The sequence below is a fragment of the Ciceribacter azotifigens genome, from assembly GCF_048159625.1.
Taxonomy (GTDB): Bacteria; Pseudomonadota; Alphaproteobacteria; order Rhizobiales; family Rhizobiaceae; genus Allorhizobium; species Allorhizobium azotifigens.
The window spans coordinates 358,923-376,302 of sequence record NZ_JBLQTA010000002.1 but is presented as its reverse complement, the minus strand read 5'-3'; the positions used below and the strand labels follow the sequence as shown (position 1 = coordinate 376,302).

15 protein-coding genes are annotated in these 17,380 nt (G+C 62.7%); all 15 read right to left on the bottom strand.

Annotated elements, in window-relative coordinates; all coding sequences use genetic code 11:
• Positions 1-367 precede the first annotated feature (367 nt).
• Positions 368-1,057 carry an ABC transporter ATP-binding protein gene (locus tag ACM6UT_RS04780; protein ID WP_416796215.1) on the bottom strand — a complete coding sequence of 230 codons (690 nt, stop codon included), beginning with the start codon at positions 1,055-1,057 and terminating at the stop codon, positions 368-370.
• A 14-nt stretch (positions 1,058-1,071) separates the two neighbouring features.
• Positions 1,072-2,379 carry a lipoprotein-releasing ABC transporter permease subunit gene (locus ACM6UT_RS04775; protein WP_416796214.1) on the bottom strand — a complete coding sequence of 436 codons (1,308 nt, stop codon included), beginning with the start codon at positions 2,377-2,379 and terminating at the stop codon, positions 1,072-1,074.
• A 20-nt stretch (positions 2,380-2,399) separates the two neighbouring features.
• Entirely contained in the window at positions 2,400-3,722 is a 1,323-nt protein-coding gene (proS, locus tag ACM6UT_RS04770; RefSeq protein ID WP_416796213.1) for a proline--tRNA ligase, read from the bottom strand.
• Positions 3,723-4,266: 544 nt separating this feature from the next.
• Positions 4,267-4,536, bottom strand: coding sequence for a DUF1467 family protein (locus tag ACM6UT_RS04765; RefSeq protein WP_416796212.1), 270 nt, complete (start codon positions 4,534-4,536; stop codon positions 4,267-4,269).
• 160 nt (positions 4,537-4,696) lie between these two features.
• Entirely contained in the window at positions 4,697-5,101 is a 405-nt protein-coding gene (gene mce, locus ACM6UT_RS04760; protein ID WP_416796211.1) for a methylmalonyl-CoA epimerase, read from the bottom strand.
• Positions 5,102-5,174: 73 nt separating this feature from the next.
• Positions 5,175-6,842 carry a ribonuclease J gene (locus tag ACM6UT_RS04755; RefSeq protein WP_416796210.1) on the bottom strand — a complete coding sequence of 556 codons (1,668 nt, stop codon included), beginning with the start codon at positions 6,840-6,842 and terminating at the stop codon, positions 5,175-5,177.
• Positions 6,843-6,859: 17 nt separating this feature from the next.
• Positions 6,860-7,600 (bottom strand): biotin--[acetyl-CoA-carboxylase] ligase, encoded by a 741-nt coding sequence (locus tag ACM6UT_RS04750; protein ID WP_416796209.1) that lies wholly within the window; start codon positions 7,598-7,600, stop codon positions 6,860-6,862.
• Between the two features lie 23 nt (positions 7,601-7,623).
• Positions 7,624-9,069 (bottom strand): NADH-quinone oxidoreductase subunit NuoN, encoded by a 1,446-nt coding sequence (nuoN, locus tag ACM6UT_RS04745; RefSeq protein ID WP_416796208.1) that lies wholly within the window; start codon positions 9,067-9,069, stop codon positions 7,624-7,626.
• Between the two features lie 18 nt (positions 9,070-9,087).
• A complete protein-coding gene (locus ACM6UT_RS04740; RefSeq protein WP_129331224.1) occupies positions 9,088-10,599 on the bottom strand; it encodes an NADH-quinone oxidoreductase subunit M in 1,512 nt (503 codons plus the stop codon).
• Positions 10,599-12,593 carry an NADH-quinone oxidoreductase subunit L gene (nuoL, locus tag ACM6UT_RS04735; RefSeq protein WP_416796207.1) on the bottom strand — a complete coding sequence of 665 codons (1,995 nt, stop codon included), beginning with the start codon at positions 12,591-12,593 and terminating at the stop codon, positions 10,599-10,601. The genes ACM6UT_RS04740 and nuoL overlap by 1 nt, the downstream gene beginning before the upstream one ends.
• Before the next feature lie 7 nt (positions 12,594-12,600).
• The gene (gene nuoK, locus ACM6UT_RS04730) at positions 12,601-12,909 is read right to left on the bottom strand and encodes an NADH-quinone oxidoreductase subunit NuoK (protein WP_416796206.1); all 309 of its coding nucleotides are present in this window, start codon (positions 12,907-12,909) and stop codon (positions 12,601-12,603) included.
• 28 nt (positions 12,910-12,937) lie between these two features.
• Positions 12,938-13,552, bottom strand: coding sequence for an NADH-quinone oxidoreductase subunit J (locus ACM6UT_RS04725; protein WP_416796205.1), 615 nt, complete (start codon positions 13,550-13,552; stop codon positions 12,938-12,940).
• A 157-nt stretch (positions 13,553-13,709) separates the two neighbouring features.
• Positions 13,710-14,201 carry an NADH-quinone oxidoreductase subunit NuoI gene (gene nuoI, locus ACM6UT_RS04720; RefSeq protein ID WP_112687148.1) on the bottom strand — a complete coding sequence of 164 codons (492 nt, stop codon included), beginning with the start codon at positions 14,199-14,201 and terminating at the stop codon, positions 13,710-13,712.
• Between the two features lie 39 nt (positions 14,202-14,240).
• On the bottom strand, positions 14,241-15,284 hold the full coding sequence (nuoH, locus tag ACM6UT_RS04715) for an NADH-quinone oxidoreductase subunit NuoH (RefSeq protein ID WP_416796204.1): 1,044 nt from the start codon (positions 15,282-15,284) through the stop codon (positions 14,241-14,243).
• Between the two features lie 12 nt (positions 15,285-15,296).
• Positions 15,297-17,378, bottom strand: a complete 2,082-nt coding sequence (gene nuoG, locus ACM6UT_RS04710; protein WP_416796203.1) for an NADH-quinone oxidoreductase subunit NuoG — start codon at positions 17,376-17,378, stop codon at positions 15,297-15,299.
• Positions 17,379-17,380: the final 2 nt, after the last annotated feature.

The following is a 17,380-nucleotide window of genomic DNA, read 5'->3' as shown; positions in this document are numbered from 1 at the left end:
CCTGTCGGCGGGACGCGGGTCACTCTCTACAGGATAGGCGCGGGAACCTCAAATCGCAGAGACGATCACCGAGAGACCGGTGACGAACATGAGGATCGAGGCGAATGCGGCAACATCACGGAAAACATCAGTCATGGCTCACTCCTTACTCCTTATGTTTTCAATCTGTTCTCTATTTGTTCCTTTGTCAACCCAAAAAGGGTCATATGGTTCCATTCACGATGCGAATGCGCGGGAACATAGAGGAAACGCGGTCGACGGCGCGACCGGCAAGGGCTCTCGCTGCCCCACGATAGAAGAGCTGGAGCGTTTACGGCAGGCCAAGACGGTATCGCGGGATGACTGCCGCGAGCGTCCGGGATTCCTCTCAGACCGCGTAGTCGACGATCTTGCCGTCGACGATCGTCACGCAGCGATCCATCCGCTGCGCAAGCTCGTGGTTGTGCGTGGCGATCAGTGCGGCAAGACCCGACTGACGGACGAGAGCGCGCAGTGCGGAGAAGACGTAGGAAGCCGTCTCCGGGTCGAGATTGCCGGTCGGCTCGTCGGCAAGGAGCACGAGCGGAGCGTTGGCGACGGCGCGGGCAATCGCCACACGCTGCTGTTCGCCGCCCGAGAGTTCCGCCGGGCGATGGTCGGCGCGGTGGCCGATCCGCATGTAGTCGAGAAGCTGCGCGGCACGCTCCTTGGCCTCGGCCATGGAAAGTCCGGCGATGAGCTGCGGCATCATGATGTTTTCGAGGGCGGAGAATTCGGGCAGCAGGTGGTGGAACTGGTAGACGAAGCCGATCGAGCGCCGTCGCACCGCCGTGCGGCGATCCTCCGATAGCGCTGAACAGGCCTCGCCGCCGACCACGACCTCGCCGGCGTCGGGATGTTCGAGCAGGCCCGCGACATGCAGAAGCGTCGACTTGCCCGTGCCCGACGGCGCGACGAGTGCCACCGTCTCTCCGGGCGAGAGGCTGAAATCAGCGCCCTTGAGGATCGTCAGCAGTGTATCGCCCTGCCCGTAATTGCGATCGATCCCGGTGAGCGCGAGGACTTTGTCGGTGGCCATGGAAAGCGGCATCCTTATTCGTAGCGGAGGGCTTGCACGGGGTCGAGCCGCGAAGCGCGCCAGGCGGGGAAGAGCGTCGCCAGGAAGGAGAGCGTCAGGGCCATGATGACGACGGACATCGTCTCGCCGACGTTCATGTCCGCCGGAAGCTGGCTCAGGAAGTAGAGTTCAGGATCGAAGAGCACCGTGCCGCTGACCCAGGAGAAGAAGCCGCGGATCGATTCGATGTTGAGACAGACGACGACGCCCAGCGCCACACCGGCGAAGGTGCCCGTGACGCCGATCGCCGCACCGGTCATGAAGAAGATGCGCATGATGGAGCCGGAGGTCGCGCCCATGGTGCGCAGGATCGCGATGTCGCTTCCCTTGTCCTTCACCAGCATGATGAGGCCCGAGATGATGTTGAGCGCGGCGACGAGCACGATCAGCGTCAGGATCATGAACATCACGTTGCGCTCGACCTGCAGGGCCGAGAAGAAGGTCTGGTTGCGCTGGCGCCAGTCGGTGATGAAGATCTGCCGGCCGGCCGCTTCCTCGACCTTCGGACGCAGTTCGTCGACCATGTCCGGATCGGTAACGAAGAGCTCGATCGACTGGACGATGCCTTCGGCATTGAAATAGAGCTGCGCCTCCTCGAGCGGCATGTAGATGATCGAGGCGTCGTATTCCGACATGCCGATCTCGAAGATGCCGGAGACGGTATAGGACTTCACCCGCGGATTGACCCCGAGCGGCGTAACGTCCCCCTCGGGCGAGACGAGCGTGATGGAGTCACCGGCGGTGAGCCCGAGTTCGTTCGCCATGCGCGAACCGATGAGGACTCCCTGCCCTGCGGCAAAGCCGACCATATCGCCGGCGCGGATGTTGTTCGAGACGGTCTTGAGTTTGGTGAGGTCGTCGGCGCGGATACCGCGTACCAGCGCGCCGGTGCCGGCCCCGCCACGGCCCGACGCAAGCGTCTGCCCCTCGACGAGCGGCAGCGCCATCGTCACGCCGGCGATGCCGGAGAACTTGTCGGCAAGCTCTGCATAGTTGTCGAGCGGCCCGTCGACGGGCTGCACGATCATGTGGCCATTGATGCCGAGGATTCGCGAGATGAGTTCGGTGCGGAAACCGTTCATCACCGCCATGACGATGATGAGCGTCGCAACACCGAGCATGATGCCGACGAAGGAGAAACCGGCGATCACCGAGATGAACGCTTCCTTGCGCCGGGCGCGCAGGTAGCGCCAGGCGACGATGCGTTCGAAGGCCGAGAATGGCCGGGCCGACGGGCTCGGGGTGACCTTGTCCGCCTCGCGGCCTTCGACTGCGCTTGTCATCTCGCCTCCTCGACCGGCAATCAGCCGACCAGCTTGTTGATGGCCGCCTCGACCGTCATCGTTTCACGCGCACCGGTCTTGCGGTCCTTGAGCTCGACCTCGCCATTGGCGACGGAGCGCGGACCGGCGATGACCTGGACGGGAACGCCGATGAGGTCTGCAGTGGCGAACTTGGTACCGGCGCGGTCGTCGGTATCGTCGAGCAGGACGTCCTTGCCGGCGTTCGAAAGCGCAGCATAGATCGCATCGCAGGTGGCGTCGCAGGCCGTGTCGCCGGCCTTCATGTTGATCACGACCACGTCGAAGGGCGCGACCGAAGCCGGCCAGATGATACCGGTGTCGTCGTGTGAGGCTTCGATGATCGCCGGAACGAGGCGGGTCGGACCGATGCCGTAGGATCCCATGTGAACGGTGTGCTCCTTGCCGTCGGGGCCCTGAACCTTGGCTTCCATCGGTTCGGAATACTTGGTGCCGAAGTAGAAAATATGGCCAACCTCGATGCCGCGGGCGGAAAGGCGCTCGCCCTCCGGAACGGCGGCGAAGGCTGCCTCGTCATGCATTTCGGAGGTCGCGGCGTAGAGCGAGGTCCACTTGTCGAAGATCGCCTGCAGGCCCCGGACGTCGTCGAAGTCAGTGTCGATGCCCGGAATGTCGAAGTCGACGAAATCCTTGTGGCAGAAGACCTCCGACTCGCCGGTCTCGGCGAGGATGATGAATTCGTGGCTGTGATTGCCGCCGATCGGGCCGGTATCGGCGCGCATCGGGATCGCCCGGAGCCCGAGCCGGTCGAAGGTGCGCAGATAGGCCGCGAACATTTTGTTGTAGGAATGCACCGCCGCTTCCATGGTGAGGTCGAAGGAATAGGCGTCCTTCATCATGAACTCGCGCGAGCGCATGGTGCCGAAGCGCGGACGGATCTCGTCGCGGAACTTGAGCTGGATATGATAGAGGTTCAGCGGCAGGTCCTTGTAGGACTTGACGTAGGAACGGAAGATGTCGGTGACCATCTCCTCGTTGGTCGGGCCGTAGAGCATCGGACGGTCCTGCCGGTCCTTGATGCGCAGCATCTCCTTGCCGTAGTCATCATAACGGCCGCTCTCCTGCCAGAGCTCCGCCGACTGCAGCGTCGGCATCAGGATCTCGATGGCGCCGGCGCGGTTCTGCTCCTCGCGGATGATCTTGTTGACCTTGTCGAGCACGCGCTTGCCGAGCGGCAGCCAGGAATAGATCCCCTGGCTCTGCTGGCGGATCATGCCGGCACGCAGCATCAGGCGGTGCGAAACGATCTCCGCTTCCTTGGGATTTTCCTTGAGGATGGGCATGAAGTAGCGTGACAGACGCATGACGAATTCCAGACAGGTAATGGCGCCCGCGCATTTTCGCGGAATCAGCCGTGGCAACGGTTGGTGTGGCTGCGTTCATAGCTGTTTCCGCAGGGGATGAAAACCCGCAACCCGCCTGCCGTCCGACGCGCTTGCCGGTCGAAGCCCGCACGCGCCAGATCGCCTGCCCGCCCGGCGTTTGCACGCGCTTCGGACCCGATTCCGACGACCCGGCCTGCGACATTTGGGCATCATCGAATTTTTTCGCGGACTGTAGCAAAAATACAAAAAATGGACGTGACAACGTTCAAAGTTTGGGCTAGCGTGAGCCCACAAAACAGGCAAGGAGCTTAAATTCTTGCCCTACTCGCGGTTAAATCTTGGGAGGATCAGATCTTTGGCGCGCTCGTTCGCTGCCCCGTAACAGGTTAAGGATCACGCGATACTTTCAAACAAGGTCAAACGACCTTGTTTTTTTTTGCTTTCCGCACGCCAATAACGAGTCGGAAAAGGCGCATGGCAGCGCCTCCCGGGTTGTCAAGTTCACCTTGAGACAGAAAACGTCTCAATCAAAGCGCGGCATGATCTGCGGCAAGTTGTCGACACTGATCCCGAAATAGCTCGAGGCAATGAACCACCCCGCGTAGATGACGGCGGAGATGGCCGTCGTCAGGAGAACGACGCGGGCACCGCGGAACCGGGCCGGCGCGCTCCCGACGCTGCCGGGCACGACGTCCTTCTCCTCCTCCTGCGTCCTCATCCCGATCGGCAGAACGGCGAACAGGGTGATCCACCAGATGATGAAATAAACGGCGAAGGCCGAGACGAACGTCATGTCGAGAACTCCGGGACACCCTGCCCGGGCGTCGTCATTTTTCCAGTCGCGGCCTCGCCGCGTCGGCACCTTATAGCCGAACGGACGGCGGGCACAAACCCCGGAGCCAATGATCGGTGAGATCGCTGTGCGCGCCCGGAACGGTGCGGTGGCAGGAAGCTCAGAGCTGTTCGAGCTCGATCAGCGTTCCGTTGAAATCCTTGGGATGAAGGAAGAGCACCGGCTTGCCGTGCGCGCCGGTCTTGGGTTCGCCCCCGCCGAGGACGCGCGCACCCTTTTCCGTCAGCCGGTCGCGTGCGGCGAGGATGTCATCCACCTCGTAGCAGATGTGGTGCATGCCGCCGGAGGGGTTCTTTGCGAGGAAGGCCGCAATCGGCGAGTCGGCGCCAAGCGGCTCGAGAAGCTCGATCTTGGTGTTCGGCAGTTCGACGAAGACGACGGTGACGCCGTGTTCCGGCAGGGACTGCGGCGCCGAGACGGTAGCACCCAGCGTGTCGCGATAGGAGGCCGTGGCGGTCTCGAGATCCGGTACGGCGATGGCGACATGGTTGACCCGTCCAAGCATGGAATACTCCCTTCGAACGAAACAGAAATTGCGAACGCGGCGGACCCTATAACGGGAACCGCTCGTCCGTCACTCAGACTTTCGTCACGAAAACGGTCACCACCGGCTTCTTGCCCCAGGCCTCGTTGGCGGCGGCACGAACGGCACGACGGATGCTCTCGCGCACGACATCGAGATCCTTGCGCCGCACCCGCGGAATGCTCTCCACCGCGCCGAGGATGGCGTCATAGAGGGTGTCTTCCATGTCCTCGCCTTCCTCGTCGACTTCGGGCAACCCGTAGGCGACGACGTCCGGATCGCCGAGAAAGTCGTAACGGCTGTCGAGCAGCACGTTGACGGACACATGACCGACATAGGAGAGCTTGCGGCGTTCGTCGATCCCCATCTCCTCGAAGTCGCCGACGAGCTTGCCGTCCTTGTAGACGCGGCCGAACGGCGCCTGGTCGATGACTTCAGCCGGCCCTGGCGCCAGGCGCAGGATGTCGCCGTTGCGCACCTTCGGAACGCTCTTGACGCCGGCCTGCAGCGCGAGCTCGGCCTGCGCCGTCAGATGCGCGGCCTCGCCATGCACCGGCACGACCATCTGCGGCCGGGTCCATTCGTACATCTGCAGAAGCTCGTTACGCCGCGGATGGCCGGAGACATGAACCAGCGCCTCGCTGTCGGTGACGATGTGGAGGCCCTGGTCGACCAGGCCGTTCTTGATGTCCTGGATCGCCTTCTCGTTGCCCGGGATCGTGCGCGAGGAAAATACGATCGTGTCACCGGCGGCGAATGCGACATTGCGCATTTCGTCACGGGCGATCCTGGCGAGCGCCGCCCGCGGCTCGCCCTGGCTGCCGGTCAGGATGACGACCACCTTGTCACGCGGGATGTAGCCGAACTCGTCCTCGGCGATGAAGGGCTTCACGCCTTCCATCAGTCCGATGTCAGCTGCGACGGCGACGACGCGCTTCAACGAACTGCCGAGCAGCAGAACCTCGCGGCCCGCGGCTTCCGCAGCCTGCGCAATCGAGCGGATGCGCCCGACATTCGACGAGAAGGTGGTGATCGCGACGCGGCCTTCCGCCGTTTCGATGATCTGGCGCAGGCCGTCGGACACCTGCTGCTCGGACGGCGATACGCCGTCGCGCATGGCATTGGTGCTGTCGCACATCAGCGCCAGCACACCCTCGTCGCCGAGTTCGCGGAAGCGCGTCTCGTCGGTCAGCGGTCCGAGCGACGGCGCATGGTCGATCTTCCAGTCGCCGGTGTGGATCACATTGCCGAGCGGCGTGCGGATCACCAGCGACATCGGTTCCGGAATTGAATGATTGACGCCGACCGCCTCGATGCTGAACGGACCGACATTGATCCGGTCGCCAGCCTTGAACGGCGTCACCGGAATGTCGGCGCGTCCGCCCTCGTAGTCGCGCTTGGCTTCCAGCATCCCGGCGGTGAAGGCCGAGGCATAGACCGGCACGTTGAGACCCGGCCAGACGTCGTTCAGGCCGCCGTAGTGGTCCTCATGGGCATGAGTGATGATGATGGCCTTGAGATTGCGCTTCTCCGCCTCGATGAAGCGGATGTCGGGAAGCACGAGGTCGACGCCCGGCAGGTCCGGCCCAGGGAAGGTCACCCCGCAGTCGACCATGATCCATTGGCGGTTCGACGGCGTTCCATAGCCGTATAGTGCGAGGTTCATACCGATCTCGCCGACGCCGCCGAGCGGCAGGAACACCAATTCTTCTTTCTTTGCCATTCTTTCCTTGTACCAGTTCAACCAAAGAACACATCACCGGCCGCGATCGCCATCTGCCCTTCCGGGCCGCGATCGAGCAGGAGATAGCCTTTATCATCAATTCCTGCAAAGTAACCGGAAATCGACCGGTCCGGCAGGTTGACCGTTATTTTTTCGCCTATGCCGCAGGCGTGCCGGCGCCAGCGTTCGACGACCGCCGCCGTCCCCCGTCCTGCGTCCCAGAGGTTCAGCACCTCGGCCATGGACGAGAACAGTCTTGCGAAGAGTTCTTCCGGCGAAGCCGACACGCCGTGCTCGACAAGCGAGGTGACGGGATAGGCCGTGCCCTCCGGCTTCCGGACGATGTTGATGCCGATCCCGATCGCGATCGCATGGCGCCCGTCGGGCAGCGCCTCCGCTTCCAGAAGGATGCCGCAGGTCTTCGCCCGGCCGATCAGGATGTCGTTCGGCCACTTGATCTCGAGCGGCGGTGCATCCGTCGGCAGCACGGCGCGGATCGCGTCATGCACGGCAAGGGCAACTGCAAGCGGCAGGGAGGAGATATGCTCCATCGGCGCCGCATCGATGAGAAGCAGCGAGGCGTAGAGGTTTCCCGGCTCGGAGACCCATGCCCTGCCGCGGCGGCCACGACCGCCAGTCTGGCTGTCCGCCGTCAGCCACAGAAAACCGGAATCGCCCGCGCGAGCGCGGGCGAGACATTCACTGTTGGTGGAGGCGAGAACGCGATGCGCCTCGTGCCGAAAGTCGTCGACCGACAACCGGCGGCACGTGCCGCGCCCGCTCAATAGAAGAGGGTCTTGGCTGCGGCCTCGGCCATGACGTCGAGCGGACCGCCGACCAGCAGATAGCCGACGACGAAGAGACCCGACAGACCGAAGACCAGGCGAAGTTCGCCGGCGATGCGGGTGAACTCGACCTTCGCGTCATCGAACCACATGACCTTCACGACGCGCAGGTAGTAGTAGGCACCGACCACCGAGGAGAGCACGCCGATGACGGCGAGACCGTAGAGCTGCGCCTCGACCGCTGCGACGAAGACGAAGTACTTCGCGAAGAAGCCTGCGAGCGGCGGGATGCCGGCGAGCGAGAACATCAGCGCACTCAGCACCACGGCCATGAACGGCTTGGTCGTGGAAAGGCCGGCGAGGTCGTCAACGTTCTCGACATTGCCGCCTTCCTTGACGCGCATCGCCATGATGCAGGCGAAGGTGCCGAGCGTGGTGATGAGGTAGATCGCCAAGTAGATGATGACGCCCGTGACACCCGTCTTGGAGCCGGCGGCAAGACCGACGAGCGCATAGCCCATGTGACCGATCGAGGAATAGGCCATCAGTCGCTTGATGTTGCGCTGGCCGATCGCGGCGAACGAACCCAGCAGCATCGAGGCGAGCGAGATGAAGACGACGACCTGCTGCCATTCGACGAAGATCGGCTGGAAGGCGCCGATGACGAGGCGGACGAAGATCGCCATCGCACCGATTTTCGGGGCGGCGGCGAGGAAGGCGGTGACCGGTGTCGGCGCGCCTTCATAGACGTCCGGCGTCCACATGTGGAACGGAACGGCGGAAATCTTGAACGCGAGGCCGGCGAGGATGAAGACGAGACCGAAGATCAGGCCGAGCTGCGGCTTGCCCGCCATCAGCACCTTGGCGATCTCGTCGAAGCCGGTGTTGCCGGTAAAGCCGTAGACGAGCGACATGCCGTAGAGCAGCATGCCCGAGGACAGCGCGCCGAGGACGAAGTACTTCAGGCCCGCTTCCGTGGAGCGCAGGCTGTCACGGTTGATCGCAGCGACGACATAGAGCGCCAGCGACTGCAGTTCCAGCGAGAGATAGAGCGAGATGAGATCGTTCGCCGAGATCATCAGCATGATGCCGAGCGTCGCCAGCACCAGGAGGACCGGGAACTCGAACCTGTCGAGATGTTCGAAGCGGGCATGGCCGACCGCCATGATCATCGCCGTCACCGAACCGATCAGCGCGAGGATCTTCATGAAGCGGGCATAACCGTCCGCCACATAGGCTCCGCCGAAGGCCGAACCTTCTGCGGGTATGAGCACCATCCACAGGCCAGAGGCGATCAGCAGCGCCACGGCAAGTCCAGTCACCGTCGGCGTGGACTTGTCGCCGGAGAATACGCCAACCATCAGCAGCACCAGGGCCCCGACCGCGAGGATCAGTTCCGGTGTGACGAGATGCAGGCTTGCAACGAGTGTTTCAGCGTTCATGTCCAAAGGGTCCTGTCGTCAATTCACCGTGAGCGCAACGTCCTGCGCTGCCTGCAATGCTGCCGAGTAGTTGTTCACCAGAAGCTCGACCGAGGCGGCCGTGGCATCGAAGATCGGAGCCGGATAGACGCCGAAGAAGATGGTGAGCGCAATCAGCGGATAGAGAATGAGCTTCTCGCGGAGCGAGAGGTCGAGCATCGCCTTCAGGCTCTCCTTCTCGAGCGCGCCAAAGACCACCCGGCGATAGAGCCAGAGCGCGTAAGCGGCCGACAGGATGACGCCGGTCGCCGCGAAGAGCGCAACCCACGTGTTGGCGCGGAAGACGCCGATCAGGGTCAGGAACTCGCCGATGAAGCCGGACGTGCCCGGAAGGCCGACATTCGCCATGGTGAAGACCATGAAGGCGACGGCGTATTTCGGCATGTTGTTCACCAGCCCACCATAGGCCGCGATGTCGCGGGTGTGCAGTCGGTCGTAGATGACGCCGACGCAGAAGAAGAGAGCGGCCGACACGAAGCCGTGGCTCAGCATCTGGAAGATTGCACCCTGCACGCCCTGCATGTTGGCGGCGAAGGTGCCCATGGTCACATAGCCCATGTGCGCAATCGACGAGTATGCGATCAGCTTCTTCATGTCCTCCTGCATCATCGCCACCAGCGAGGTGTAGATGATCGCAATCACGGACATGGTGTAGACGAGCGGCGCGAAATAGTCGGACGCCAGCGGGAACATCGGCAGCGAGAAGCGCAGGAGACCGTAGCCGCCGAGCTTCAGGAGGATGCCCGCCAGGATCATCGAACCGGCCGTCGGGGCCTGCACGTGCGCATCGGGCAGCCAGGTGTGGACCGGCCACATCGGCATCTTCACCGCGAAGGAGGCGAAGAAGGCGAGCCATAGCCAGGTCTGCATCTGCGCCGGGAACTTGTGCGCGAGAAGCTGGGTGATGTCGGTCGTGCCGGCATCCCAATACATCGCCATGATGGCGATCAGCATCAGCACCGAGCCGGCGAGCGTGTAGAGGAAGAACTTGTAGGACGCGTAGACGCGATCCTTGCCGCCCCAGACGCCGATGATGATGAACATCGGGATGAGGCCGGCCTCGAAGTAGACGTAGAACAGCACGATGTCGAGCGCCACGAATACCCCGATCATCAGGGTTTCGAGGAGCAGGAAGGCGATCATGTAGTCCTTCAGGCGCTTCTCGATCGAGACCCAGCTCGCGAGGATGCAGAAGGGCATGAGTAGGGTCGTCAGGATGACGAACAGCATCGAGATGCCGTCGACGCCGACGTGATACGAGATACCGGTTCCTAGCCAGGCATGCTTTTCCACCATCTGGAAGCCGGGGTTCGAATTGTCGAAGCCGATCCAGATGAAGAGCGACACGACGAAGGTAAAGACCGTCGTCAGCAGCGCCACGTTGCGGATATTGCGGCGGCCGAGTGCCGTATCCTCCCGGGTCAGCAGGAGAAGCGCCACGCCGACCAGCGGCAGGAAGGTGACCGTTGAAAGAATGGGCCAATCGGTCATCAGAAGGAACTCCCGAGCATCATCCAGGTAATGAGGGCCGCAACGCCGATCAGCATCGCGAAGGCATAGTGGTAGAGGTAGCCAGACTGCAGGCGTACGACCTTCTGGGTCACGTCGACCACGGCCGCGGCGACGCCGTTCGGGCCGTAGGTGTCGATGACGCCGACGTCACCCTTCTTCCACAGGAACCGGCCGAGGGCCTTGGCCGAGCGGACGAAGAGAAGATCGTAGAGTTCGTCGAAGTACCACTTGTTGAGCAGGAACTGGTAGAGCACGCGGTGCTGCTCGGCCAGAACCTTCGGGGTCGAGGGCGACTTGATGTACATGTACCAGGCCGTCACGAAACCGGTCAGCATCGCAACGAACGGGCTCCACTTCACCCAGGTCGGAACGCCGTGGAACTGTTCGAGGATCTCGTTTTCCGGCAGGGTAAAGAGCGCGCCCTTCCAGAACTCGCCGTATTCGTGGCCGAAGAAGTAGCCTTCGAAGAGAACACCGGCGAAGACCGCACCGAGCGCCAGCAGCGCGAGCGGAGCGAGCATCACCATTGGCGATTCATGCACGTGGTGCATGACGTCGGCGGATGCCCGCGGCTTGCCGAAGAAGGTGAGGAAGGCAAGGCGCCACGAATAGAAGCTCGTGAACAGCGCCGCGATGACGAGCAGCGTGAAGGCGAAGCCCGAGACTGCCGAATGCGAGGCATAGGCCGACTCGATGATGACGTCCTTGGAGAAGAAGCCGGCGAAACCGAACATGGTTCCGGGGACGCCGACGCCGGTCAGCGCCAGCGTACCGATGGTCATCGCCCAGAAGGTGAGCGGAATGTGCTTCCTGAGGCCGCCCATGTAGCGCATGTCCTGTTCGCCGTCGACGGCATGGATGACCGAGCCGGCGCCGAGGAAGAGCAGTGCCTTGAAGAAGGCGTGCGTGAAGAGGTGGAAGATCGCCGCGCCATAGGCTCCGACGCCCAGCGCCACGAACATATAGCCGAGCTGCGAGCAGGTCGAATAGGCGATGACGCGCTTGATGTCGTTCTGCACCAGACCGACGGTCGCCGCGAAGAAGGCGGTGATCGCACCGATCAGCGTGACGAAGGTCAGCGCATCCGGCGAGAGTTCGAAGAGCGGCGACATGCGGGCGACGAGGAAGACGCCGGCGGTGACCATGGTTGCGGCATGGATGAGCGCCGAAACCGGGGTCGGACCTTCCATCGCGTCCGGCAGCCAGGTGTGCAGCAGGAACTGCGCCGACTTGCCCATGGCGCCCATGAACAGCAGCAGACAGACGGCGGTCATCGCATTTGCCTTGTCGAGGCTCATGCCGAAGAGGTTGATGACGGCTTCGCCGCCTTCCGCGCCTTCGGCCGGCAGATAGGTCTGCGCAGCGGCGAAGATGGTCTCGAAGTTGATCGAGCCGAACAGCACGAAAATGCCGGCAATGCCGAGGATGAAGCCGAAGTCACCGACGCGGTTGACGATGAAGGCCTTCATCGCCGCGGCGCAGGCCGACGGCTTCTTGAACCAGAAGCCGATGAGCAGGTACGAGGCGAGACCGACGCCTTCCCAGCCGAAGAACATCTGCAAGAGGTTGTCGGAGGTCACCAGCATCAGCATGGCGAAGGTGAACAGCGACAGATAGGAGAAGAAGCGCGGCCGGTCCGGATCGTGGTGCATGTAGCCGATCGAGTAGATGTGGACCAGCGTCGAGACGCTGTTGACGACGACCAGCATGACGGCGGTCAGCGTGTCGATCCGCAGCGACCATTCGACGTCGATGCCGCCGGACTGGATCCAGCGCAGCACGGAGACCTTGATGACCTCGTGCCCCTCGCCGAAACCGACGTTGACGAAGACGATCCACGACAGAACCGCCGTGACGATCATCAGGCCGCTGGTGATGTATTCGGAGGCCTTGGCGCCGATCTGGCGACCGAACAGGCCGGCGATCAGCGCGCCGATCAGCGGAAGAAAGACGATAGCCTTATACAAAATCATAGCTTTATCAGCCCTTCATCATATTGATGTCTTCGACGGCGATGGAGCCGCGGTTGCGGTAGAAGACAACGAGAATAGCAAGACCGATCGCCGCTTCTGCCGCAGCGACGGTCAGGATGAACAGGGCAAAGACCTGGCCGACCATGTCGTTGAGGAAGGCGGAGAACGCCACCATGTTCACGTTGACGGCGAGCAGGATCAGCTCGATCGACATGAGGATGATGATGACGTTCTTGCGGTTCAGGAAAATGCCGAACACGCCGAGGGCGAAGAGAATGGCACTGACCGTCAGGTAATGGGAAAGACCGATTTCCATGTTTTCTGTTCCTTGACCTCGTGCTGCCTCAGACACCCTGCCCCGGCTTGACCTTGACCACCTTGACGGCGGTCGCGGGCGTGCGGGCAACCTGTCTGGAAATATCCTGCCGCTTGATGTTGGTGCGGTGGCGCAGCGTCAGCACGATTGCGCCGATCATCGCCACCAGCAGCACCAGGCCGGCGATCTGGAAGAAGTAGACGTAATTCGTATAGAGCACATCGCCGAGGGCTGCGGTATTCTGGCGTTCGGCAAGTGCCGGGATCGGCATGGTCACCGCGTTCATCGCTTCCGGCGAGATGACGCTGCCGCCGATGACGAGCACCAGTTCCGCCGCCACCACGACACCGATGAGTGTGGCGATCGGCGCATATTTCAGCGCGCCGGACCTGAGCTCGGCGAAGTCGATGTCGAGCATCATCACGACGAAGAGGAAGAGCACAGCCACGGCGCCGACATAAACGACCAGCAGGATCATCGCCAGGAATTCCGCGCCCGTCAGGAGGAACAGGCCGGCGGCGTTAACGAAGGTGAGGATGAGGAACAGAACCGAGTGGACCGGGTTCCGAGCCGAGATCACCATGAACGCCGAAGCCACGGCGACAAAGGCAAAGAGATAGAAAAAAAGAGCCTGAAGACCCATGTTGGTGCCTTTTCATCTTCCCCGGGACGCGCGTCCGCGCCGCCGTCCGATGGGCCGCTGCCGGTAATCCCCTACCGGCTGGACGCCCCTGTTCAAAACTCATGTGCCGCGGCGGCCCCGCTTGCCGGCGCCGCCTTCGGTCGATGTCGCCCGCCGATCAGCGGTACGGAGCATCCAGCGCGATGTTGCGCGCGATTTCCCGTTCCCAGCGATCGCCGTTGTCGAGAAGCCGCGCCTTGTCGAAATAAAGTTCTTCGCGCGTCTCGGTGGCGAACTCGAAATTCGGCCCCTCGACAATCGCCTCGACCGGGCAGGCTTCCTGACAGAAACCGCAATAGATGCACTTCACCATGTCGATGTCGTAGCGAACCGTGCGGCGGGTGCCGTCGTTGCGGCGCGGGCCGGCCTCGATGGTGATCGCCTGGGCCGGACAGATCGCCTCGCAGAGCTTGCAGGCGATGCAGCGTTCTTCGCCGTTCGGGTAGCGGCGCAGCGCATGCTCACCACGGAAGCGCGGCGACAGCGGCCCCTTCTCGAAGGGATAGTTGATCGTGGCCTTGGGCGCAAAGAAGTAGCGCATCGACAGGAAGAAGGCGCCGACGAACTCCTTCAGGAACAGGGAATTGATAGCCTGGGAGAGACCAGCCATCTTAACCTCCAAATCTGCCGAGGGACGGAACGGACATCATCATGCCCATCCCATCAGCTTCAGCACGAATGCAACGATGACGACCATGGCGAGCGAGAGCGGCAGGAAGACCTTCCAGCCGAGACGCATCAGTTGGTCGTAGCGGTAGCGCGGCACAAAGGCCTTCACCATCGCGAACATGAAGAACACCATCGACGCCTTGAGGACGAACCAGACGATGCCGGGCACCCAGTTAAGGACAGCGATGTCGACCGGCGGCAGCCAGCCACCGAGGAACAGTATGGTGGTGAGCGCACACATCAGCACGATAGCGGCATATTCACCGAGCATGAACATCATGTACGGGGTCGAGCCGTATTCGACCATGAAGCCGGCGACCAGTTCCGATTCCGCTTCCGGCAGGTCGAAGGGCGGGCGGTTCGTCTCGGCGAGCGCCGAGATGAAGAAGACGATGAACATCGGGAACAGTGCCAGCCAGTGCCAGTCGAGGAAGGAGCTCGGCATGCCGAGCATGGTGCCAATACCGTCCTTCTGGGCGTAGACGATGTCCGAGAGATTGAGCGAGCCTACGCAGAGCAGCACGGTGACGATCACGAAGCCGATCGAGACTTCATAGGACACCATTTGCGCTGCCGAACGCAGCGCGCCGAGGAACGGGTACTTCGAGTTCGAAGCCCAGCCGCCCATGATGATGCCGTAGACCTCGAGCGAAGAGATCGCGAAAACGTAGAGAATGCCGACATTGATGTTGGCGATTACCCAGCCGTCGGCGAGCGGCACGACCGCCCATGTAGCGAGTGCCAGCATCACCGCGACGAGCGGTGCAAGCAGGAAGACGCCCTTATTGGCACCGGCCGGAATGACCGGTTCCTTGAAGACGAATTTCAGCAGGTCGGCGAAGGACTGGAAGAGCCCCCACGGGCCGACGACGTTCGGACCGCGGCGCATCTGCACGGCCGCCCAGATCTTGCGGTCGGCAAGCAGGACATAGGCGATGAATAGCAGCAGGGCGACCAGCAGCAGCAGCGACTGGGCGATCATGATGGCCGCCGGCCAGACATAGGTTGAAACGAAAGAGTCCATGTTCCCCTGCCCTTACTCTGCCGCAGCCTTGAAATTGTTGCGGGCCAATGCCGAGCATTCGGCCATCACGGCCGAAGCACGCGCGATCGGGTTCGTCAAATAGAAGTCTTTGATCGGCGACGCAAACCCGGATTTGGTCATCTGCCCGGCTTTTTTCGCAAGCGCGGCAATTTCGTCACCCGAACCTGCTGCGATCTCGTCGATCTCGGCGAAGTGCGGGTAAGCGGCATAGAGCCTGGCGCGAAGAGCCTGCAGCGAATCAAACGGCAGCTTCTTTCCGAGCACGTCGGAAAGCGCGCGGATGATCGCCCAGTCCTCGCGGGCCTCGCCCGGCGCGAAGCCGGCGCGGTTACCCATCTGGACGCGGCCTTCGGTGTTAACCCAGGTGCCGGACTTTTCCGTATAGGCGGCACCCGGCAGAATGACGTCCGCGCTGTGCGCACCGGCATCGCCGTGGCTACCGATATAGACGGTGAACGTCTGCCCCTTCTTGCCGAAGTCGAGCTCGTCGGCCCCAAGAAGGAAGAGCACGTCCATCGAGCCCAGCATCGCACGGGCCGACGCACCGTTCGCACCCGGCACGAAGCCGAGGTCGAGGCCACCGACGCGGGCGGCAGCAGTGTGCAGGACGGCGAGGCCGTTCCATTCCGGCGAGACGGCTCCGACGGCGACCGCGAGCTTGGCAACGTTCGCGAGGACGGCCGCGCCGTCTTCACCGGCGAGAGCCCCCTGCCCTACGATGATCATCGGGGCCTTGGCATTCTTCAGCACGTCGACGAAGGCGCCCTTGCCGGCGACGAGGTCGGCGAGCGTCTCAGAGCCAGCGCCGAGGTAGTCGTACTGGTAGCGCAGTTCACCGCCTTCGCCGATCACACCGATCGGGAAGCCGCCGCGGCGCCACCGCTTGCGGATGCGGGCGTTGAGGACGGCCGCTTCGAAGCGCGGATTGGCGCCGACGATGAGCAGCGCGTCAGCGGACTCGATGCCCTCGATCGTCGGATTGAAGATGTAGGTCGAGCGGCCAAGCGACGGATCGAGGGCGGCGCCGTCCTGACGGCAGTCGATATTGGTCGAGCCGAGTGCGGAAACGAGTTCCTTCAGCGCGTACATTTCCTCGACGGAGGCGAGGTCGCCGGCAATCGCGCCGATCTTGTCGCCCGAGGTCGCGGCAACGGCGGCCTTGACGGCCGCGAATGCCTCGCTCCAGCTCGCCGGCTGCAGGCGGCCGTCACGGCGGACATAGGGCCGGTCGAGGCGCTGCGTCTTCAGGCCGTCCCAGATGAAGCGGCTCTTGTCGGAAATCCACTCTTCGTTGATCGCCTCGTTGACGCGCGGCATGATGCGCATGACTTCGCGACCGCGGGTATCGACGCGGATGGCCGAGCCGACGGCGTCCATGACGTCGATCGATTCGGTCTTGCCGAGCTCCCACGGGCGGGCGGTGAACGCAAACGGCTTCGATGTCAGCGCGCCGACCGGGCAGAGGTCGATGACGTTACCCTGCAGCTCGGAGGTCATCGCCTGCTCGAGATAGGTGGTGATCTCGGCATCCTCGCCGCGGCCGATCAGGCCGAGCTCGGCAATGCCGGCGACTTCCGTCGTGAAGCGGACGCAACGCGTGCAGTGGATGCAGCGGTTCATCACAGTCTTGACGAGCGGGCCGATATACTTGTCCTCGACGGCGCGCTTGTTTTCCGAATAGCGCGAGCTGTCGACGCCGAAGGCCATCGCCTGGTCCTGGAGGTCGCATTCGCCGCCCTGGTCGCAGATCGGGCAATCCAGCGGATGGTTGATCAGCAGGAATTCCATCACGCCTTCGCGGGCCTTCTTGACCATCGGCGTGTTGGTGAAGACTTCCGGCAGTTCGCCGTTCGGGCCGCCGCGGATATCGCGCACACCCATGGCGCAGGAGGCCGCCGGCTTCGGCGGGCCGCCCTTCACTTCCACGAGACACATGCGGCAATTGCCGGCGACCGACAGCCGCTCGTGAAAACAAAAGCGCGGGACTTCGGCGCCGGCTTCCTCGCACGCCTGCAACAGCGTGAAATGATCCGGAACTTCGATCTCTTTACCGTCGACTTTCAGCTTTGCCATAT